The organism is Microcystis sp. M169S2 (assembly GCF_020245865.1).
Lineage (GTDB): Bacteria > Cyanobacteriota > Cyanobacteriia > Cyanobacteriales > Microcystaceae > Microcystis > Microcystis ichthyoblabe_A.
In genome coordinates this window covers 22,856-43,434 of record NZ_JADBUB010000169.1, presented here as the reverse complement: position 1 = coordinate 43,434, position 20,579 = coordinate 22,856, and the positions used below count along the sequence as shown (strand labels likewise).

The 20,579-nt window shown below is 44.6% G+C and carries 16 protein-coding genes, 1 tRNA gene, 1 rRNA gene and 2 pseudogenes; 13 read left to right on the top strand and 7 right to left on the bottom strand.

Annotated features, from left to right (window positions below):
• Window positions 1–47: 47 nt before the first annotated feature.
• Window positions 48–165: ribosomal RNA gene (rrf, locus tag IM485_RS16595) — 5S ribosomal RNA — on the top strand.
• 50 nt (window positions 166–215) lie between these two features.
• On the opposite strand, the gene IM485_RS16590 is transcribed toward rrf, so the two are convergent.
• Complete coding sequence (locus IM485_RS16590) at window positions 216–506, bottom strand: DUF2288 domain-containing protein (RefSeq protein ID WP_002745388.1); 291 nt, start codon at window positions 504–506, stop codon at window positions 216–218.
• 135 nt (window positions 507–641) lie between these two features.
• Here IM485_RS16590 and IM485_RS16585 point away from each other — a divergent pair, with 135 nt between their 5' ends.
• The 6 genes from IM485_RS16585 (at window position 642) to IM485_RS16560 (ending at window position 5,526) form a co-directional block, all read left to right on the top strand.
• Window positions 642–1,214, top strand: a complete 573-nt coding sequence (locus IM485_RS16585) for a TetR/AcrR family transcriptional regulator (protein ID WP_104398177.1) — start codon at window positions 642–644, stop codon at window positions 1,212–1,214.
• Window positions 1,215–1,245: 31 nt separating this feature from the next.
• Window positions 1,246–2,529 (top strand): HlyD family efflux transporter periplasmic adaptor subunit, encoded by a 1,284-nt coding sequence (locus tag IM485_RS16580; RefSeq protein WP_287744412.1) that lies wholly within the window; start codon window positions 1,246–1,248, stop codon window positions 2,527–2,529.
• A 107-nt stretch (window positions 2,530–2,636) separates the two neighbouring features.
• Window positions 2,637–3,809 carry an ABC transporter permease DevC gene (gene devC, locus IM485_RS16575; protein WP_287744409.1) on the top strand — a complete coding sequence of 391 codons (1,173 nt, stop codon included), beginning with the start codon at window positions 2,637–2,639 and terminating at the stop codon, window positions 3,807–3,809.
• Window positions 3,810–3,827: 18 nt separating this feature from the next.
• Complete coding sequence (locus IM485_RS16570; protein WP_287744406.1) at window positions 3,828–4,547, top strand: DevA family ABC transporter ATP-binding protein; 720 nt, start codon at window positions 3,828–3,830, stop codon at window positions 4,545–4,547.
• Between the two features lie 61 nt (window positions 4,548–4,608).
• Window positions 4,609–4,700 (top strand) — tRNA-Ser (locus tag IM485_RS16565).
• Window positions 4,701–4,719: 19 nt separating this feature from the next.
• Window positions 4,720–5,526, top strand: coding sequence for a radical SAM protein (locus IM485_RS16560; RefSeq protein ID WP_287744404.1), 807 nt, complete (start codon window positions 4,720–4,722; stop codon window positions 5,524–5,526).
• Here IM485_RS16560 and mrdA read toward each other — a convergent pair.
• The gene (mrdA, locus tag IM485_RS16555; RefSeq protein ID WP_287744401.1) at window positions 5,523–7,421 is read right to left on the bottom strand and encodes a penicillin-binding protein 2; all 1,899 of its coding nucleotides are present in this window, start codon (window positions 7,419–7,421) and stop codon (window positions 5,523–5,525) included. The two genes, IM485_RS16560 and mrdA, sit on opposite strands and share 4 nt — an antisense overlap.
• A gap of 480 nt (window positions 7,422–7,901) precedes the next feature.
• Window positions 7,902–9,011, bottom strand: coding sequence for an S-(hydroxymethyl)glutathione dehydrogenase/class III alcohol dehydrogenase (locus IM485_RS16550; protein ID WP_287169245.1), 1,110 nt, complete (start codon window positions 9,009–9,011; stop codon window positions 7,902–7,904).
• 83 nt (window positions 9,012–9,094) lie between these two features.
• Between IM485_RS16550 and IM485_RS16545 the strand changes: the two genes are divergently transcribed.
• On the top strand, window positions 9,095–12,880 hold the full coding sequence (locus IM485_RS16545) for a tetratricopeptide repeat protein (protein WP_287744398.1): 3,786 nt from the start codon (window positions 9,095–9,097) through the stop codon (window positions 12,878–12,880).
• A 268-nt stretch (window positions 12,881–13,148) separates the two neighbouring features.
• Here the strand turns inward: IM485_RS16545 and IM485_RS16540 are convergent, their stop codons facing one another.
• Entirely contained in the window at window positions 13,149–13,499 is a 351-nt protein-coding gene (locus IM485_RS16540) for a hypothetical protein (protein WP_004268952.1), read from the bottom strand.
• Window positions 13,500–13,808: a hypothetical protein gene (locus IM485_RS16535; protein WP_288095791.1), complete on the bottom strand. Its 309-nt coding sequence runs from the start codon at window positions 13,806–13,808 to the stop codon at window positions 13,500–13,502. It lies immediately after the preceding gene.
• A 312-nt stretch (window positions 13,809–14,120) separates the two neighbouring features.
• Between IM485_RS16535 and IM485_RS16530 the strand changes: the two genes are divergently transcribed.
• From IM485_RS16530 to IM485_RS16520, 3 genes are all read left to right on the top strand, one after another.
• Entirely contained in the window at window positions 14,121–14,618 is a 498-nt protein-coding gene (locus tag IM485_RS16530) for a DUF29 domain-containing protein (RefSeq protein ID WP_002798842.1), read from the top strand.
• Window positions 14,619–15,044: 426 nt separating this feature from the next.
• A complete protein-coding gene (locus IM485_RS16525; RefSeq protein WP_287744393.1) occupies window positions 15,045–15,677 on the top strand; it encodes a type I restriction endonuclease in 633 nt (210 codons plus the stop codon).
• 219 nt (window positions 15,678–15,896) lie between these two features.
• Window positions 15,897–17,063: a SpoIID/LytB domain-containing protein gene (locus IM485_RS16520; protein ID WP_287744391.1), complete on the top strand. Its 1,167-nt coding sequence runs from the start codon at window positions 15,897–15,899 to the stop codon at window positions 17,061–17,063.
• A gap of 77 nt (window positions 17,064–17,140) precedes the next feature.
• Here the strand turns inward: IM485_RS16520 and IM485_RS16515 are convergent.
• Window positions 17,141–17,454: pseudogene (locus IM485_RS16515) on the bottom strand (RNA-guided endonuclease TnpB family protein); the annotation flags it as partial.
• A 23-nt stretch (window positions 17,455–17,477) separates the two neighbouring features.
• Window positions 17,478–17,762: pseudogene (locus IM485_RS16510) on the bottom strand (hypothetical protein); the annotation flags it as partial.
• Window positions 17,763–18,348: 586 nt separating this feature from the next.
• Between IM485_RS16510 and hoxE the strand changes: the two are divergent.
• Together hoxE and nuoF are read left to right on the top strand one after the other, a co-directional pair.
• On the top strand, window positions 18,349–18,858 hold the full coding sequence (hoxE, locus tag IM485_RS16505; RefSeq protein ID WP_002774001.1) for a bidirectional hydrogenase complex protein HoxE: 510 nt from the start codon (window positions 18,349–18,351) through the stop codon (window positions 18,856–18,858).
• Window positions 18,859–18,886: 28 nt separating this feature from the next.
• Window positions 18,887–20,494, top strand: a complete 1,608-nt coding sequence (gene nuoF, locus IM485_RS16500; RefSeq protein ID WP_104398189.1) for an NADH-quinone oxidoreductase subunit NuoF — start codon at window positions 18,887–18,889, stop codon at window positions 20,492–20,494.
• Window positions 20,495–20,579: the final 85 nt, after the last annotated feature.

Here is a 20,579-nt window from a genome sequence, read left to right as displayed (position 1 = left end):
TTCACCACTTTTTTCCTAGCTTTTGCAGTCTTGAGGGTTCTACCCTTCCTGGTGTCTTTAACGTGATGGCACCACTCCGATTCCATCCCGAACTCGGTTGTGAAACTTCACCGTGGCCAAGATACTTGTCGGGTTGCCGACTGGGACAATAGCTCGATGCCAGGATTATTCTTTCTAACCCCTCAATCTCACCAGATTGGGGGGTTTGGTTTTATCTAAGCTATGGTCTGAATTAACACAAAAGGTTGCACGATTAGTGTATTAAAAAGGTTATCGGGATGGGAATTCCAATCGCTTAACTGCTCTTGTGTCGGTTTTTCCAGTAGTTTTTCCCCGATCCAATTCTGCACTTGAGCAACCTGATCACCAGCGATCGCTTCTGCCACTTCGATTAAATTGAGGGAATCGGAAACCAGAATCAGCGCATCCCTTTGAGCATGGGGGATTAAGTCACTCCACTCCACTTCGGCTAATTCCTCTAATAACTGCTCGTGAATATTACCCATACTGTCAATCCTTGCGAAAAAGCTCGCTCAATAACGAATTAGCTCCTCTTTCTAGCATACAGGCAAAGGGACAGCCGATTTCCCCATTTATAGTAATGTTAAGCTAAAATATAACGAACGTTCGATATTAAACTTATGCCTAAGATAGTAGATGTAGAACAATACCGAAAAGAACTCCTCTTAAAAAGTGCCGAACTCTTTGCCGAGAAAGGCTATGCTGACATGACGACGAGAGAATTAGCGCAAGGATTGGGAGTGTCCACGGGAACGCTGTACCACTACTTTCCCAGTAAAGCGGCACTTTTCGAGCAATTAGTCGAGGAGATGTGCCGGCAGGATGTTTTATTAGCTAAAGCCGAGATTGATCGAGGAAAAACCCTGATAGAAAAGCTAAAAATTCTCGGAAAATTTATGACTAATCGCGAGGATTCCTGCATCAAACAATTATTCTTATCGATTGATTATTCTCAATATCAAGGACGAGAAGAACTGCGTCGTAGTCAATTTTTTGAGCGCGTTGATCGCCGCTATCATCAGGCAGTAATCGAGATTTTAGGTATTAGCGATCCGAGTGTAGCTTGGTTAGTTGTCAGCGTTATTAATGGACTGATATTAGAGCGCCTGTGGTGCAATGAACAGATTGCGATCAATGAACAAATGGAATTATTAGGTAAAATTCTTACTACTTATTTGCAGAAAAACTGTTAACCCCCAACAATCACTTATTAACTAAAAAAGTATGAAAGGTAAAACTTTTGTAAAACCAAATCAAAAGTTAATAATCGGGTTAATAGTATTAGGCACAGGATTATTAGGAATAACCACCTTTTATAGTCTTTCCCAATTCGCCAGCAAACCCGAAACCAAAACCCCTGTAATTGCGTCGCCCGTACCGCAAAAAATCACCGCTTTAGGCAGAATTGAACCGAGGACAGAAATTATCAGCATATCTGCCCCGATGTTGCTTGATTCCGATCGAGTCATGCAATTATTAGTCGATGAAGGAGATAGCGTCAAAACGGGACAAATAATCGCCATTCTCGAAAGTCAGGAAAGATTAGAGGATAACCTGCGACAGGCACAAGAACAGGTGAAAGTAGCCGCAGCCAAACTAGAACAGGTTAAAGCTGGGGCAAAAGTCGGTGAAATCGATGCTAATGCCGCTAACGTGCGAAAAATCGAAGCACAATGGGTAGGGGATCAAGCAAACCAACGGACAACTATCCAAAGATTAACAGCGCAATTAGAAGGGGATAGGGCTGCCCAAAAAGCGACAATTGGCAAATTAGAAGCAGAATATCGCAATGCCAAAGCTGAATTTGATCGCTACGAAAAACTCTATCAAGAAGGGGCAATTTCCGCCTCTAGTTTTGATACTAAAAGACTAAATTTAGAAACCAGTAATCAACAACTAACAGAAGCAAAAGTTACCCTAGAGAGAATTGAAAGCACCGGTAAACAACAGATACAAGAAGCCAAGACTACCCTAGCCCGGATTGAATCCACCGGTCAACAGCAGCTCAAAGAGGCCAGATCCACTTTAAATCAAGTCTCGGAAGTGCGGGGAGTCGATGTGCGGGCAGCCGAAGCGGAGGTAAATGCTGCCCTAGTTGCCGTTAAAAAGGCCCAAACCGAGTTAAATCAGGCTTATATTCGATCGCCAATTACCGGCAAAGTGATTAAAGTCAATACCCGTATCGGGGAACAAATCAGCGATCAAGGAATTGTTGACCTCGCTGAAACCGAGCGCATGGAAGTAATTGCCGAAATCTATCAAAGCGATATCGGCAAAATTCGCAAGGGACAAACTGCCACGATTACCGGATCGGCGTTTAAGGGCGAAGTTAGCGGAAAAGTGCGCTTAATTGCTTTAAAAGTTGACCAACAAAATATCTTCAGCAATCAACCGGGAGAAAACTTCGATCGCAAAGTTATCTCTGTCCGCATTGCCTTAGATCGCAAAAACAGTGAAAAAGTGGCAGGTTTAACCAATTCCCAAGTAACTGTAACTATTAATCAGTAGGTTTTAGGGGAAGTGGGGAAGTGGGGAAGTGGGGAATTTCAAATAAAACCCCAACACCCCAACACCCCAAAACCCCAACACCCCAAAACCCCAACACCCAACACCCAATGAAACTAACCCATCTATTCAAAAAAACGCCCCTATCTTGGTTACAGGTGACGCGAGAGAAAACCCGTTTGATTGTAGCTATTGCCGGGATTGCCTTTGCTGACTTCCTAATTTTCACACAGTTGGGGTTTCGGGATGCCTTATTTGATGCTTCCGTTAAACCCCATTATGTCCTCGATGCGGATTTAGTCCTGATTAATCCCCAATTCGATACCCTCTTTGCCGTGAAAAGTTTCTCACGCGATCGCTTGTACCAAGCTAAAAGAGTCGAGGGCATTCAATCTTTAGCCCCAGTTTATATTGCTTCGGCCCAGTGGCGCAATCCCGAAACTGCCCTAGAAAGAACTACTTTAGTCTTTGGTTTTGATCCCAGTCAACGGGTTTTTACTCTCCCAGAAGTCAATCAAAAATCTAGTGATCTAAAGATGTTAAATCGCGTCTTGTACGATCAAGCTGGTAGGCCAGAATTCGGTCCAATTGCCGATTTACTCCAGAAAAACCCCGATTTGACAGTTCAGTTAAATAAAAAAGAGGTACAGGTAGCGGGAATTTTTACCCTTGGTGCCTCCTTTGCTGCCGATAGTAACGTCATTACCAGTGATTCTACCTTTTTAAGGCTCTTTCCCGAACGTCAACCCCACGAAATCGATATAGGACTGGTGAAACTGCAAGCGGGGGCAAATATCGAAGCAGTTAAGGTCAATTTACAGGCACTTTTTCCTAAAAATGAAGTAATTGTCCTTACTTTAAAAGAATTTGCTGAAAGGGAAAAAACCTATTGGGCAAATGGTACAGCCATTGGTTTTATCTTTGGTTTAGGTACAGTAGTCGGTTTTATCGTCGGTATCGTCATTGTCTATCAAATTCTCTATTCCGATGTCACCGATCACTTACCCGAATACGCTACCCTAAAAGCTATGGGTTACGGTGATTGGTATTTAGTCGGGGTTTTGATGCAAGAGGCCTTATTACTAGCGGTTTTGGGGTATATACCCGGGTTTATCGTCTCTCTCGGTGTTTATCATCTCGCTTCCTCCGCTACACTTTTACCCATAGTGATGACTACCGCTAGGGCGATCGAAGTTTTAATCCTGACAATTATTATGTGTATTGCCTCTGGAATTGTCGCCATGGGGAAATTAAGGACAGCAGATCCAGCCGATATTTTTTAAGCTATCAAGGGTGAAATAATGCTGATTTTTCAAAAAGAGCGAGAATTAGGGGATTTTAGCCCTAATGAACCCGTAATTGCCATTAAAGGCTTAAATTACTATTTTGGCACGGGGGAATTAAAAAAACAGGTTTTATACGATATCGATCTGGAAATTAAAGCGGGGGAAGTAGTGATTATGACTGGTCCTTCGGGATCGGGGAAAACCACTTTATTGAGTTTAATGGGAGGTTTGCGATCGGCACAAGCGGGCAGTTTAAAAATTCTCGGCCAAGAAATGTTAGGAATTAGTAAGGGCAAAATGCTGAAAATTCGCCGACAAATTGGCTATATTTTTCAAGCACATAATTTACTAAAATTCCTGACAGCGAAACAAAACGTTAGGATGTCTTTGGAACTGCACGAGGAGTTTTTAGAACAAGATCTCGATCAAAAAGCCACGGCAATTTTGGAATCGGTGGGTTTAGGGGACCGCGTTGATTATTATCCCCACGATCTATCGGGGGGACAAAAACAACGGGTGGCGATCGCTCGCGCCCTCGTCAGTCATCCCAAATTAGTCCTCGCCGATGAACCGACCGCGGCCTTAGATAAACAATCCGGGCGCGATGTGGTGGAAATCATGCAGAAATTGGCAAAAGAACAAGGTTGCACGATTTTACTCGTCACCCACGATAACCGGATTCTCGACATCGCTGATCGCATTGTCAACATGGAGGATGGTCGTTTAGGCGATTAACCGCCCAAAAATTACTTGCCAAAAATCGGCCTTTCATGTTAGACTAAGATAATGTCATCTTGGAGAGGTGGCAGAGTGGTCGAATGCGGCAGATTGCTAATCTGTTGTACGAATCGTAAGACCGTACCGAGGGTTCGAATCCCTCCCTCTCCGTATTTTTTGGGTAGGTTCGATGACTGCTCGCCAAGATTATTTCTGCTCCGTATATGGCCCGGTTGCCTCTTGGCGTTTCGGCAGTTCCTTGGGCATCGATCCGATTGGTTTAGTTTCTACCTGTTCCTTTAACTGTGCCTATTGTCAGTTAGGAGAAATTGAGCAAAAAACCGAGCAGCGAAGAATTTTTATCACCAGCGAACAAATTAGCAGGGATTTAAGCGCTTTTGCTCCTTGGGACGTGGATATAGTCACTCTCAGTGGTAGCGGGGAACCCACCCTCGCCCTCAATTTAGGGGAAATACTGGCCACCGTCAAGGAAATAACCGAGCGGCCGGTGGCGGTCTTAACCAATAGTACCCTTTTGGGAGATGCCCAAGTGCGTCAAGAGTTGAGCAGAGCCGATATCGTCGCCGCTAAAATTGATGCTGTTTCCGAGGCCCAATGGCGACGGGTTAACCGTCCAGTCCCCGGCCTGGATTGGCAGAGTTGTTGGTCGGGATTAAGACAATTTCGCCAAGAATGGTCGGGAAAACTAGCAATTCAAACCATGGTGCTGGCCTCTTGGTCGCCCCAAGATCAAGACCAGTATATCGATTTGATGCAACAGCTACAACCGGATGAAATTCAACTTAACACCCCGACCCGTCCCCGGGCAAGACAAAGACAATTAGAAACCCGGGGTAATAATCCCCTCACCGCTGCCGACGGAATGCAAATTCTCAAACCCGTAAACGCTGAAATATTGGCAATTTGGGCGGAAAAAATCGCCACGGCGACGGGAATTACCGTACGCTGTGTGCCACTTACCGCCACAGGTCTCTAAGGCTTCGGCCGGGGTTTTTCTTCTTTGGGTTTGACATTAAAATAAGCCTCCATTACCTGACGTACCATAGGTGCGGCCACTTTACCACCACCACCGCCGGAATGTTCCGCAAAGGCGACCACGACAATTTCGGGCTTGTCGAAGGGTTTACCCTGAGCTACGTCGAAGGGTGCGAAAGCTCCAAACCAAGCGTGGGACTTGCCCGGAGGTGCTTCTGCTGTGCCGCTTTTGCCCGCTACAGGCGGTAAAGCGGGGTCTGATAGGGCCCGCCCCGTTCCTTCCGCTACCACGGCTCTCAGGGACTTTCTCAGGGTGTCTAGGGTGCTAGGTTTCATGTTCAAAGACTTGCGCCATTCCTTAACATCCCGGGCATCCTGTAAAAGGTGCGGTTTCACCAAAAAACCACCGTTAGCGGGGACAGCAAACATCACAGCTACCTGTAGGGGAGTTGCGAGGGTAAATCCTTGACCGATCGACATATTAATCGTATCCCCTACGGACCAATCCCAGTTTTTAAAATTACGCAGCTTCCAATCGCGATCGGCAATTAACCCCGGAGTTTCTTCCGCTAATTCTATCCCGGTTTTCTGACCGAAACCGTAGCGCCGGGCCATGGCAATTAAAGCCGGTCCCCCCACTCCGCGACCAATTTGACCGTGAAAAGTGTTACTACTCATGGCCATGGCCCGGACAAAACCGATCGGACCAAAACCGGCGTGATTCCATTCTCCAAAAGCTGTCCCCCCCACATAAAGGGCGGCAAAGGTATTTAAGACCGTATTTGGCGGAAATTTACCCGATTCCATGCCAGCAGTGGCAGTGACGACTTTAAAGGTGGAAGCGGGGGGGAATCCTTGGAGAGCGCGGTTAACAAACGGGTTGCCCTCCGCTTGCAGTTTTTTCCAAGTGGCGGTGGTAATTGGGGCCGAGAAAACATTGGGATCAAAACTAGGATAACTGACCATGGCCCGCACAGAACCATCCCGGGGATCGATCGCCACGATCGCACCTTTGCGTTTTCCTAAAGCGGCCTCGGCGGCTTTTTGGAGTTTTAAATCTAGTGTCAGGGTGACATCTTGCCCCGGTTTAGCAATTTTTTGGCCGAGAATTTGGATTACTTGTCCCGATCCGTTGACCTCTAACTGCATTCCTCCCCATTCTCCCCGCAATTTTGACTCGTAGGCGGCTTCTACACCCATTTTACCGACGACATCTCCCAATCGGTAGCCCTGTCGTCTTTTGGCTTGATATTCCTCCGGGGTTAGTTCCCCAGTATAACCGAGAATATGGGCCCCGATTTTACCATTGGGGTAGTAGCGCACTGATTCCACGTCCACTTCAATGCCGGTTAATTCGTCTTTGTATTCCTCTAGGGCGATAATTTGGGCCGGAGTTAAACCCCTAGCGATGCGGATCAGGGTGGAGGGGTTTTCGTCCGCTTCGTTAATGCGTTTTTCTAGGTCGCTTCTGGGAATGCCTAAAATAGTGGCTAAACGGTCAAGATTGAGTTTTTGGGCGGGATTACGCTGGGATTTGGGCCAAATATAGGCTGCATGGGTTAGGCGGGCCGTAGCCAAAACTTTGCCATTGCGATCGAATAAGTTGCCCCGGACTGGGGGTTTGGGAAGAATGCGAATCCGGTTATTTTCTGCCCTTTCTCGGTTAATTTGTCCTTGCTGCAGTTGTAAATAGGCCAAGCGTGAGCCAACTCCTCCTAGCAGGACAATGCTAATTAAGCCCATAATTAGCCATGACTGACGCTGACGACCGACTAGACGCTCTTTATCTTTGATTTTATTCTGTAATTTATTCGGCGCTGGCCGCGTCGGCGAGGTGAGCGTTTTTTTCCGTTTCAGTTTGACTTTGGTTTTTGATAGGAGTCCGCTATTACGCATTTGCTTAAAGTTAAAAATTTAAAAGTTATTAGGGCAGTTATCAGTTATCAGTTATCAGTTATCAGTTATCAGTTATCAGTTATCAGTTATCAGTTATCAGTTATCAGTCATCAGTTATGAGATTTGAGTTTTAAGTAAGAAGTATTAAGTGAGTAGTTTTAAATAGCACTTTCCTGATGTCTTTTCACTGGTCACTGGTTACTGGTTACTGATCACTGGTTACTGATCACTGTTCACTGTTCACTGAAAAGGACGCAATACTAGGTGATTTAGCTCCTTTCTTTACTAAAGTTCAGGGTATCCGCAATATATCTTAACAAAATAGGTGTAAATACTGGGAGTGGAAGGAACCACTCCAGACACAGAGGACACAAAGATTGATCGCTTCTATAGTAAGTTAAAGAGAGCCTGGAAACTGGCGCATACATATAGTTAAAAGTTTGTCAAGTATTTCTTAACCCAATTTAACATTATCCCTGTTCAAAATGTAATCACACTGCGGATAGAATCCCCTTGGCGCATCAGGTCAAAGGCCTCGTTAATTCTTGCCAGGGGTAGAACATGGGTGATTAAATCATCAATGTTAATCTTGCCGTCCATGTACCAATCGACTATTTTTGGTACATCTGTACGACCTCTCGCTCCACCAAAAGCCGTACCTTTCCAGACCCGTCCGGTGACTAATTGAAAAGGACGGGTACTAATTTCCTGGCCGGCCCCGGCTACACCGATAATAGTGGCAACACCCCAACCTTTATGGCAACATTCCAAAGCTTGACGCATAATCTGGACATTGCCGATACACTCAAAACTATAATCGGCCCCACCCTTAGTTAAATCCACCAGATAGGCCACTAAATCCCCCTCGATTTCTTGGGGATTAACAAAATGAGTCATCCCGAATTTGGTCGCTAAAGCTTGTTTCTGGGGATTGATATCGACCCCGACAATCATATCGGCCCCCACCAAACGGGCCCCTTGAATAACATTTAAACCGATACCTCCCAGACCAAAAACCACCACTTTTGCCCCCGGTTCCACTTTAGCGGTATTAATCACCGCACCGATACCTGTAGTGACTCCGCAGCCGATATAACAGACTTTTTCAAAGGGAGCATCCTGGCGAATCTTAGCTAGAGAAATCTCCGGCAGTACGGTATAGTTAGCAAAAGTCGAGGTTCCCATGTAGTGATAAAGAGGCTGACCATCGAGGGAAAAACGACTGGTTCCATCTGGCATTACTCCCCGACCTTGGGTAAGACGAATCGCTTGACAGAGATTGGTTTTAAAGCTGAGACAGTATTCGCACTGACGACATTCGGGAATGTATAGGGGAATAACATGATCCCCCACTTTTAGGCTAGTGACACCTTCTCCCACTTCTACCACGATTCCGGCCCCTTCATGGCCTAAAATTGAGGGAAATAAACCTTCGGGATCGGCCCCAGAGAGAGTATAAGCATCGGTGTGACAAACTCCCGTGGCTTTGATTTCTACTAACACTTCCCCCGCTTGCGGTGCTGCTAATTTTACCGTTTCAATAGTTAGGGGTTTTCCCGCTTCTAGGGCAACTGCCGCTCGAACATCCATAGGCTCAAAGCAATAGGTTTTTTCCAGTATAATACCGTTAAACTGCTGAAGAGTTGTAATAGAACAATTCTCAACTTATCTCTATGTTAGTCCTCACCATCCGCGAAGAAGGAATTAACGATGGTGGCTTTACTGCTACTCTCAATTTTGATAGCGGTAACAGCTACCCAATTACGGTTACTGACCCCTTTACTAACCAAGAAGAAAAAGACCTAGAATGGTACTTTGAGGAATGGTTAGTATTTCCGACGCTAGAGACGGATAAAGCGCAAAAAGCCGCCAACAGTGTCCAAAACTATGGCGAAAACCTATTTAAACAGGTTTTCCAGAGTAATTTAAATGCTTATGGGGAATATCGAGACTTGCGAAAGCAGTTAAGTCAACTGCAAATTATCATCGAAAGTCAGTCGCCAGAATTTCAAGCTTTACATTGGGAAGCGCTGAAAGATCCTGATTTACCGCGTCCCTTTTCTATAGATTGTATCATCTCCCGCCAGCGTCGAGGGGCTACAGTTGTCCCGGTGCAAATGGCCACTTATCCTACTATCAATCTTCTGGTGGTGATTGCGCGTCCTAATGAGGAATCTGATGTTAACTATCGCACGATTTCCCGTCCTTTGGTAGAACTGGTAAATAGTAGTGAAATACCGGTAAAAATTGATATTTTGCGTCCCGGAACTTATGAATCACTAACCAGACATCTGGATGAGAAGGGAGAAGGATACTATCATGTTATTCATTTCGATGTTCATGGCGGATTAATGGAATATGAACAGTACCAAAGACAGGTTCACGGGGATTCTTGGCGCTATCAAAGGGGATGGGGACTGGAGGATTTAGCAGAATATGAGGGAGTAAAAGCTTTTCTGTTTCTGGAAGGAGAAGAAAAAGGTCAAGCGACTCCGGTAGAAGCGACGGAATTAGCGAATTTACTCACCGGGAAAAATATCCCTATTTGTATTCTCAATGCTTGTCAGTCAGCAAAGCAAATTTCCCAGGAATCAGAAGACTATCGGGAAACCAGTTTAGGGAGTCGTTTGATGACTGCGGGAATGCAAGCAGTGGTGGCGATGGGATATTCGGTGACGGTTTCTGCAGCTAAGTTGATGATGAAACCAATTTATCAGCAATTATTGAACGGAAAAGACCTAACGGAAGCGATGCGAAAGGGACGGTTAGAGTTATTCAATAATAAGCAACGCCGCGCCTATTATAATACGATAATAGATTTAGAAGATTGGTTATTACCGGTGATTTATTGTCGCGGTAAAATTAATCTCAATTTGCGTCCATTTACTCCAGAAGAGGAAGAAAAATACTGGGAACATATCGGCAATCAATATGTCTTTCCTTTACCAGAATACGGCTTTGTCGGCAGGGATTTAGAAATTCTCAAAATGGAAAAGGCGCTGCTGAAACATAATATCCTTTTACTCAAAGGAATGGGAGGGACAGGAAAAACTACTTTACTCAATTATCTACGAGAATGGTGGCAGAAAACCAACTGGGCGACCCATATTTTCTATTTTGGTTATGATAGAAAAGCTTGGACGTTAGAACAGATTGTCCATGAAATTGGTCAGGTAATTTATAATCGTTTTGAACAGGCGAGTTTCCAAGCGATGAACCTGAAAGCGCGGGTAAAGAAACTAGAGCAAAAACTCCGCAGTGAGGCGTATATTCTCATTTTAGATAATCTGGAGTCGGTGACGGGACAACCGTTAGCAATTCAGAATACTTTACCGGAGAATGAGAGGGAAGAAATCGCCGAATTTCTCAAGAATTTGGTCGGGGGAAAAACGAAGGTAATTTTGGGTTCTCGCAGTGAGGAAACTTGGCTGCAACGCAGGACTTTTAAGGAGAATATCTATCACTTACAAGGATTAGACCAAGAGTCGAGAACTGAATTAGCGGAGAGAATCTTAGAACGTCAGGCGAAGGGTCGGAAAAATGCGATTAAAAAGGATGATTATTTTAAACGCTTGATGAAGTTGTTGGCGGGATATCCGTTGGCGATGGAAGTGGTATTAGCGAATCTGAAGCGACAGTCACCGGAGGAGATTTGGCAAGGGTTACAGTTGGCGGAATTAGTTAATGTGGGGGATAAGGATAAGACTAATAATATCATCAAGTGTGTGGAATATTCCCACAGTAATTTGTCGGAGGAGGCGCAGAAGTTGTTACTCTGTTTAGCGCCTTTTAGTGGGGTTATTTTCAGGGGTGTTATTCGTCAATATAGCCAACGACTACAGCAATTAGAACCTTTACAAGGCTATCAATTTGACCAATTTGATGCAGCGATTGAAGAAGCGATTCATTGGGGTTTGCTTTCGCCGATGAGTGAAGAATTGCCGAGTTTTTTGACTATCCAGCCCATTTTTCCCTACTTCCTGAAGACGAAGTTAAAGGAATTAGCACCAGAGACACAAGCAGCAATTTGGGAGGGTTTTAAGAATCATTACCGAGACTTGGCAGGTAATTATAGTAACTTACTAAATTCCAAAAATCCGCAAGAGAAGCAGTTAGGGATATTGTTCTGTCGCTGGGAGTATGAAAATCTGTTTAATGCGTTGCAAATCGCCCTCAATCAGCAAGAAAGCGTACTTAGTATTATTAATTGCTTGCATAGTTATCTGGATTTAAACCAAGATACTCAGACTAATTTAAAGCTCCTAGAGTTCGTTCTCGAAACTGTTGAAAACTATCCCCCTGAAGCCAAACAAGGGCAGGTGGTACTAGAAATCATTGCTATAATTGCCGAGACAGTAAACAAATATTTACAAAGTAAAAATTATCAGCAAGCGAAAGAGATTTGCCAAAAGATCCTCGAATTACTCAAGCCAATTGGTGAAAGTTACAGTCAATTTAAGCAATCTTTACAAGTCAACACCCTGCACCAGTTGGGAGTGGTAGCGCAAAAATTGAGGGAATGGGAGCAAGCCCGAAGCTACTACCAGCAAGCTCTTGAGATCGAGATTGAATATGGCGCTGCCGGAGGCACGCAAAGCGATCGCTACTCCCAAGCCAGCACCCTGTACCAGTTGGGATATTTAGCGCAAGAATTGAGGGAATGGGAGCAAGCCCGAAGCTACTACCAGCAAGCTATTGAGATCTTTATTGAATATGGGGATCGCTTCTCCCAAGCCAGAACCCTGAACAATTTGGGAATCTTAGCGCAAGAATTGAGGGAATGGGAGCAAGCCCGAAGCTACTACCAGCAAGCTATTGAGATCTACATTGAATATGGCGATCGCTACGAGCAAGCCAGCACCCTGCACAATTTGGGAGCAGTAGCCCAAGAATTGAGGGAATGGGAGCAAGCCCGAAGCTACTACCAGCAATCTCTTGGGATCAAGATTGAATATGGCGATCGCTACAAGCAAGCTACCACCCTGCACCAGTTGGGATATTTAGCGCAAGAATTGAGGGAATGGGAGCAAGCCCAAAGCTACTACCAGCAAGCCATTGAGATCTACATTGAATATGGCGCTCGCTTCTCCCAAGCCAGCACCTTGCAGTGTTTGGGAATCCTAGCGCAAGAATTGGGGGAATGGGAGCAAGCCCGAAGCTACTACCAGCAAGCTATTGAGATCTACATTGAATATGGGGATCGCTACTCCCAAGCCAGCACCCTGCACTGTTTGGGAGTGGTAGCGGAAGGAGTTGGGGAATTGAGCCAAGCCAAAAGTTATTACCTGCAAGCCTTACAAATTTGGGCAGAATTTAACGATGGTTACATGATACAAACCTATTCTTTGCCTAGTCTTGTTGCTCTTTATCAGCAAACGCAAGATGAGGATATTTTCGTTGCTGCGGCTGATATTTTGGGGGTTGGGGTTGAGGAGGTGCGGGGTTTGCTGGAGGGTTAGGATGGGTTTTGGGCGTAGGCTGCGTGTTTGCGGCTATCAATTCAGTTAACGTAAGTAGCTGGTTATAATTAAATTAAAAATGGATTTTAGGTTCGATCCCCCCTGCCCCCCTTGATAAGGGGGGAATAACGAACCTAGTTTGTTGTTGCGCTTCAGCGCTAACTATTTCGGGCTTGCTGAAAAAGTAAGGGCGAAGCATTCGGATAGGAAATCTACGGTTTCAGCGATAGGTTATTGCCCGAATGCTTCGCCCCTACAATGTTGTGATCTACGGATGAGGTGTAATAGCGAGAATGGTGATTTCCCCCGAATGAGGTCCATAGCACCAGAAAATTCGATAGGCTCCCGGTGTATTCTGTTGGGCGTAGGCTTCAAAAACCTTCTGTGTTGCATCATAAGGGTTATCGAGGGAATTAAATTCGTGGGTTTTTAGTCCCGGATGTCTTGGGTTTGTACTGAGGAGCTTGAGGGCTTTTGTTACCTGTTTGTAGAGACCCTCTTGTTTCGATGCTTTTGTCCTACCTTGAGCTAGGCGAGTCTTTTGAGCCTGTTCCGCTTCTGCTCGCAATTCAGATAGAGTATTTCGAGCTTCCTGTGTCTGTCGTAAAGAGAAATTCAATTACTCCTCGACTTCTTCAGGAATAGATTCAGCAAACTCAAGCATAGCGTCTAAATCGACTGTTTCTTCAGCGAAATCTCCCGTGCGGGCTTCTGCGAGTCCCCGTTTGAGCGACTCGCGGACACTAGGATTCTGAAAAGCCCATAGTTCTCCCTCTGGAATCGCCACCATGGGAACCAAAAGAAGTTCCCCGCTTGCATTCATCAGTATCCGATAGTGACGGTTGCTACATTCAGTCCCAAGGCTAATCCGTCCCCAAGCATCAGCCTGAATATCTTCTTTAATGAGCGAAAAATTCTGATACTCCATCACGTCTCCTCCTCTTTTCATATACTTATTCTAGATAAGTTACCCAATTTGGGCAATAGGGTTATGTCCATTTAGCTTCTCACTATCTAAAGAAAACAGGTTAAACTTGTTCGGGCTAGAGCCTTGACAACAAACCCAGTTTGTAGTTGCACTCTCTTCGCTAAATTCTCTCCCCTTTCCTTGTAGGATAGGGTTCAGGGGAGAGGTCAATAATTAAGAACCCAATGCGATCACACTATCTGGTAAAGATCAAGTATAATAATAAATATAAAGACCAAATTATTCATCTACCGTTAACTTAATCAAAGCCAAATGAACTTATTAAAACAATCGGACATTCAAGAAAATCCCACAACACTTTACGAACAAGATCTTCAGTTGTGGATTGAGCAAACTATTCATCAATTACAGAATCGACAGTTTGAACAACTGGATATAGAAAACTTAATTGAGGAGTTAAAAGATTTGGGTAAGTCAGAGAAACGCGCCTTAGAGAGCAACTTAATGGTCTTGTTGATTCACTTACTCAAATTAAAGATACAGCATGATGCTCCTGAGACAATGAAAGCAAGTTGGTATAACTCAGTAGATGAGCATCGCCAGCGCGTTCAAGATGATTTACTTAAGACTCCCTCTCTTAAATCTTATCTCTTAATCTCCATCACACAAGCCTATTCCAGCGCTCGTAAAGTCGCCATCAAACAGGGTAAACGCGCTCAATTTGGTATTCGTATTCCCCAAGAAAGTGAGTATCCCCTCGCTTGTCCTTTCACACCTGAACAGATTCTAAATGAGGACTTTTACGGGTAAAAACGAAAGTAAACATTATCGATAATAAAACCATGAAACCAGAATATGACCTTGCCAACATGAAAAATCGCCCGAATGAACTAACCCTCCTTCCCTGGGAAATAAGGGGGGAATAAAGTTTTTAATACCTAACTACTTATATCTCAATAAATCTCTTGGATAAATCATAGCAAAGTGAACCTTTCATGTACTCTAAATTAAGGAGAAGACGATGGCTAATCTGGATGATGTAGGAAGAGCGAAAGCAGCTGATAAAAACCTGAACGATGCTAACCGAAGCGATGTGCAGGTAAACAAAACAAGACCATATCCTTAACTGTTCTCTCTGATTTAGAGCAGTTAACCCTGTCAGTAACGGATATTTTGCTTGGTTAAATTAAAAATAGCAAATTACCATTAACGTAAGTGTTAATTAAAGAGGTAAATATGGCTCAAATTTTACAAGCGAAAGAAGTCACTTTCAGAGATTTAATTAATCATTTTCAACTACAGTTTATAGAAGATAAGCATTTTTTTGGGGAATGGCAAGAAGACTTAGAAGCAATCTCTGAACAGGAAAAAGAATTGTTAGATAAAATCAAAACAGGTTATTTTAACTTATTGAATTATCCTCCCTTTTTAGAAACTTCGGTGAGGATGACGGTTTTAGATCCATTGTTATTTATTGGTAACTTTTATCTATTTCCCTTTCACATTAAAGCAGAAGAGTCTGTTGAAATTATTACAGAAGATCAAGATTTAATAATTAAAGGAAGGTTAGATACTTTAATTCTAAAAGAGCAATTATGGGTAATGATTATTGAATCAAAACGGGTTATTTATTCCGTTGAAGTAGGTTTACCGCAATTATTAGCTTATTTAATGGTCAATCCTCATCCAAACCGTCCTAATTATGGAATGTTGACCAATGGTTCCGAGTTTTTATTTGTTAAATTATTATGGGACGGTAAACCTTTATACGGAACCTCTCGTTTATTTGCCATGAGAAATCCGGGGGATTTATACGAGGTTCTCAAAATCCTTAAACATCTCTGTCAGCCTAGCGAGGGGGTGGAATGAACCACAGAGACACAAAGGACACAAAGATCGATCGCTTCTATGGTAAGTTAAGCTGATCACACAGAACCTAGAAGAGCCTGGATTAGAGGAGATTCGGCTAATCTAAGGATGGGCGGTTAAGAATTTTTTCGGCTTTTCTTGACTATTTCAGCCTTATTTGTCCTAACAAGCTCAAGAATACGAGAGTTTTTGTCTAGAATTGCCCGGCCTGAGAGGGGAATGGTAAAGTTAGATAAGAAAATTAAAGATGGTGTGATTAAAATGAAATTTGCTGCTAGTACCTATTTTTCCCTGCTGCGTCATTGTGCCGTTCCTTTGCTCTCGATCGCCACTTTTACGCCAATTCTCTTAACTTATTTAGCCAAGGAAAACCCAGAAAACCCGCAACCGCAGGCAAATCTAGAAACTGCTGCCTCCCCTGCTCCTATTATCCCATCTCCGATCGTACCCTTAACCCCGCCATCGCCGAAACTATCCCCCTCTCCCCAATCTTCTGCGACTCCAAAATCAGCACCCTCTCCTCAGTCTTCCCTCTCAGCGCCGAAAAAATTAGCACCATCGGTTCAAACTTCCCCTAATACTGCCCCTAATACTGCCCCCGCTGCCGCAGCCAAACCAGTGACTAGACAACCTTTAGCGGTTCCCGCTAATTATACGCCGCCAGCCATAGAAATTCGCGTGGCGATTAAAAGGGATGTGGCCAGTGTTTTGATTGGAGTTAACGGGCCGGCGGTGATCACCGACCGCCAAGGTCGTGGTTTAAAAACGATTGCCACTAACGAGGGTTTACCGGTCATTCCAGATGCCAAGGGCTTAAAAATGGGCGATTTATCGCTGCCAGAGGTGATTTTTGTGCAGCCCACCAGTGCCGATGGTTTAGTTTATGTGGATGATGGTTGGTATCGGGGCAAAATCCTCCTTGTTGCCCAAGGCGATCGCTTGTTAGTGGTCAATCATGTTAATTTAGAGGCCTATCTCTATAGTGTGGTGGGTAGTGAAATGCACTCCACCGCACCAATGCACGCTTTAAAGGCACAGGCGATCGCCGCTCGTTCCTACGCCCTAGTACACATGATCCGCCCCGCTAATGCTTGGTTTCATCTGGGCAATACCCAACGCTGGCAGGTATATAAAGGCATTCGCTCGGAGTATCAATCGACTCACCAGGCGGTTAATGCCACTGCTGGGCAGATTCTCAGCTATAAAGGGGGTGTGGTCGAGTCTCTTTATGCCGCCACGGATGAAATTGTCGCTTGGGCCCACGGTGGTCGCGGTATGAGTCAAACTGGAGCTTATAAATTAGCGGAAAAAGGTCTAGATTATCAACAAATTCTCGGTAATTATTATCCCGGAGTTGGTTTAGCTCGTCTAGTTCTACAAAATTAGATTGATTGGCTTTCTCGACTGAAAACTCAAATCTGATCACTGATAACTGAAATGCCGACGATAGCAGATTTCTCGTTTAATCGTTTCTTTAACGGTTTTGGTGAGTTTATCTTTTCTCCTGTTGAGAGATTCGCAAAAGTAGCAATCACTAGATCGATAAAAATAGCGATCCGCTGCATCTTTAATAACAGTGACGCTAGAAGGTTTAGAGGGTAATGGATGACTACAAATGACTTTTAAATCACTGATTTTTGCTAAAGTAATGTGGTGTTGATTGACTGTAAAGCCATTATCGGTAAATCTTGCTGATTGTTTAGATTTACATTTTTTAAATTTAGGAGGTTTTACTTTACTTTCCCTTCCTTTCTCCCTTACAAGATGCAAAACTGTTTTGACAAAATCACGAGCATTTTGTCAAGCCCCAATTTCCTTACCACATTCTATTCCTCGTAACTCGCCAATTTCCTCGCCAATTTTCTTGCCACGTTTTATTCCTCGCAATTCCATATTACTTACTAAAGGCATGGTTATTTTCTACTCAAATTGTTTGATCTTACTCTCTAAACTTGACTGTAATTTATTTGATAAAGTCATCATGTTGTCGATGATTTCAAACAGTTTAATTATCTGTTCCCTCTCGAACTCCTTTTCATATAATCCCCTGATTAACTTCCACTTCCACTGTTCCCTTTGTGTCTTAAAGTCCAGAAAATGGGTTTCTTGAAGAAACCCGTTTTCTAGGTGACTTAATGCTTCTTTCCACGGTTCATCATAATTGGCGGTTGTTTGGTTCATTTGAGTTGTCTGCTTACTCCTAGGCTGTGAAGCGCGATAGCATAACGCACCAATTTAATAATAGAAGTGGTGCGTTACGGCGGATTGTTAATTTGGGTTTTTTGACGGAATTGATAGTCGCCTAACGCACCCTACACCTACACCTTAGAGAAAGAAGCCAGTGTAACAGAAATTAACGTTTATCAGGAAAAATATAGAAAACGGGTTGCTTCGAGAAACCCGTTTTCTAAATAGATGAGACTGCTTCAGGGTGTTATAGTGTTAAGACAAGTGCAGCTTTTTACCCCATTCCCCATCTCCTAATCCCTGACTGATAACTGATTACTGGTCACTGATAACTGAATATCCCCCAATAACTAAAGGAAAGATAAAGTTATCGATCGCCCTCTGGAGCCAGTGTCAGAATAAAAGCAGGGAGATGACCAAGGAAAACCGACAACTCTCCATATTTTTCCCGTCATCGCCCCTAAAATTTATTTGGTTAAGATTTATGCAAACTGCCAATCCTCCTCAAACGGAGAAAAAAGAGCATCCCAGTGGCGATAAACGCTTCAAAGTCCTCGACATTACCATGAAGCGAGCAGGATATAATCAATCAGCCCTGATTGAAGTCCTGCACAAGGCCCAAGAAGCTTTCGGATTCCTAGAAGAAGATGTTCTCCTCTACGTTGCCCGGGCGCTAAAACTGCCCCTCAGTCGCGTCTATGGGGTAGCAACCTTCTATCATCTCTTTTCCCTGAAACCGGCGGGAAAACACACCTGTATCGTCTGTATGGGGACCGCTTGTTATGTCAAAGGCAGCGGCAAAATCCTCGAAGACATCGAAAACAGCTTTGATGTCAAAGTGGGAGAAACCACCGCCGATGGAGAAATTTCCCTAGTGTCGGCCCGTTGTATCGGGGCCTGTGGGATTGCACCGGCCGTGGTCTTCGATGGAGTCGTGGCCCCTAAACAAGATTCGGAAACTGTCTTAGCGAAACTACAGAGTTTCTCCCAGTAATTTTTCACTCTAGTGGATTGAGAAGAATATGGACTTACAAGAATTATTGGCAGTGGCCGAGAAAGAAAAAACTAGACAAAAAAGCATCCGGGTGCATTGTTGCACTTCCACCGGTTGCCAAGCTGCTAACTCCCTCCAAATCGAAAAAAACCTCGCCACTGCCGTCAAAGAGGCACACCTAGAGGATACAGTCGAAGTGGTGGGGGTCGGTTGTATGGGTTTTTGTGGTCGCGGTCCGTTGGTGGAAGTGGATCCCCAGGATCTCCTATACGAAGAAGTCACCCCGGAAAGTGCGGCCAGCATTATTGCGGCCTTAAACGGCGGCAAAACCGAGGTGCAATTAGGGGACTCAAAACATCCCTTTTTCTCCCATCAAGTCAAAATTGTCCGGGAAAATAGCGGTAAAATCGATCCCGATCGCATTGAGGAATATATCGCCGTCGGTGGTTATCAATCTCTCTACAAGGCCCTCTACGAGATGACTCCGGCCCAGGTGGTGGAGGAAATCACCCAAAGCGGTTTGCGCGGCCGGGGCGGTGCCGGTTATCCCACTGGTTTAAAATGGGCGACGGTGGCTAAACAACCGGGTCAACAAAAATACGTTATCTGTAATGCCGATGAAGGCGACCCCGGGGCATTTATGGACCGTAGTGTTTTGGAAAGTGACCCCCATTTAGTCCTGGAAGGAATGGCGATCGCTGCCTATGCCGTGGGGGCCGATCATGGTTATATCTATGTTAGGGCCGAATATCCTCTGGCGATTGATCGTCTGCAAAAAGCGATTAATCAGGCCAAAAAATTTGGTTTAATGGGTTCCCAAGTATTCGAGTCCACTTTCGATTTTAAGGTGGATATCCGCATCGGGGCGGGAGCTTTTGTCTGTGGAGAGGAAACCGCTCTCATCCATTCCATTGAAGGCGGCCGCGGCACTCCCCGCACCCGTCCCCCCTATCCGGCCCAATCGGGTCTCGATGGTTGTCCCACCCTGATTAATAACGTGGAGTCCTACGCTAACATCGCCGCTATTATCCGCGAGGGAGCCGCTTGGTATGCCAATATCGGTACTGCCAGCAGTAAAGGCACAAAAATCTTCGCTTTAACGGGAAAAATCCGCAATAATGGGCTGATTGAAGTGCCAATGGGCATTACTCTCCGGGAAATTGTCGAGGAGATGGGGGGGGGTGTTCCCGATGGTCAAGTGAAAGCGGTACAAACCGGCGGACCCTCTGGGGGTTGTATTCCGGCTAATTTACTCGATACTCCCGTAGATTACGAATCCTTAGCCAAACTCGGTTCGATGATGGGATCTGGGGGTATGGTGGTTATGGATGATACCACCAGCATGGTGGAAGTGGCGAAATTCTATATGGAATTCTGTCGCGAGGAGTCCTGTGGTAAATGTATCCCCTGTCGCACGGGAACAGTACAAATGTTTGAATTATTGGCCAAAATTATCGCTCGAAAGGCCGATATTCACGACCTCGAAAACTTAGAACATCTCTGTCAAATGGTCAAAGAAACCAGTCTTTGTGGTCTTGGTCAAAGCGCTCCCAATCCGATTTTAAGTACCCTAAAGTATTTTAAGGAGGAATATCTGGCTCTGTTACAGGAAATCAAGCACCCCGTCTCTGTTTGAGAATAACTCGATCGAGGCCTAACAATCTTCGGCCTCGAGCAATTTTTTCGGTTACGCGAAGTCTGGTGGGCTGCCGGGTTATCTT

Excerpts from the sequence above, each read along its gene's own strand:
- IM485_RS16590 (WP_002745388.1), bottom strand. The coding sequence starts at position 506 with ATGGGTAATATTCACGAGCAGTTATTAGAGGAATTAGCCGAAGTGGAG.
- IM485_RS16585 (WP_104398177.1), top strand. The coding sequence starts at position 642 with ATGCCTAAGATAGTAGATGTAGAACAATACCGAAAAGAACTCCTCTTA.
- IM485_RS16580 (WP_287744412.1), top strand. The coding sequence starts at position 1,246 with ATGAAAGGTAAAACTTTTGTAAAACCAAATCAAAAGTTAATAATCGGG.
- devC (WP_287744409.1), top strand. The coding sequence starts at position 2,637 with ATGAAACTAACCCATCTATTCAAAAAAACGCCCCTATCTTGGTTACAG.
- IM485_RS16570 (WP_287744406.1), top strand. The coding sequence starts at position 3,828 with ATGCTGATTTTTCAAAAAGAGCGAGAATTAGGGGATTTTAGCCCTAAT.
- IM485_RS16560 (WP_287744404.1), top strand. The coding sequence starts at position 4,720 with ATGACTGCTCGCCAAGATTATTTCTGCTCCGTATATGGCCCGGTTGCC.
- mrdA (WP_287744401.1), bottom strand. The coding sequence starts at position 7,421 with ATGCGTAATAGCGGACTCCTATCAAAAACCAAAGTCAAACTGAAACGG.
- IM485_RS16550 (WP_287169245.1), bottom strand. The coding sequence starts at position 9,011 with ATGGATGTTCGAGCGGCAGTTGCCCTAGAAGCGGGAAAACCCCTAACT.
- IM485_RS16545 (WP_287744398.1), top strand. The coding sequence starts at position 9,095 with ATGTTAGTCCTCACCATCCGCGAAGAAGGAATTAACGATGGTGGCTTT.
- IM485_RS16535 (WP_288095791.1), bottom strand. The coding sequence starts at position 13,808 with ATGGAGTATCAGAATTTTTCGCTCATTAAAGAAGATATTCAGGCTGAT.
- IM485_RS16530 (WP_002798842.1), top strand. The coding sequence starts at position 14,121 with ATGAACTTATTAAAACAATCGGACATTCAAGAAAATCCCACAACACTT.
- IM485_RS16525 (WP_287744393.1), top strand. The coding sequence starts at position 15,045 with ATGGCTCAAATTTTACAAGCGAAAGAAGTCACTTTCAGAGATTTAATT.
- IM485_RS16520 (WP_287744391.1), top strand. The coding sequence starts at position 15,897 with ATGGTAAAGTTAGATAAGAAAATTAAAGATGGTGTGATTAAAATGAAA.
- hoxE (WP_002774001.1), top strand. The coding sequence starts at position 18,349 with ATGCAAACTGCCAATCCTCCTCAAACGGAGAAAAAAGAGCATCCCAGT.
- nuoF (WP_104398189.1), top strand. The coding sequence starts at position 18,887 with ATGGACTTACAAGAATTATTGGCAGTGGCCGAGAAAGAAAAAACTAGA.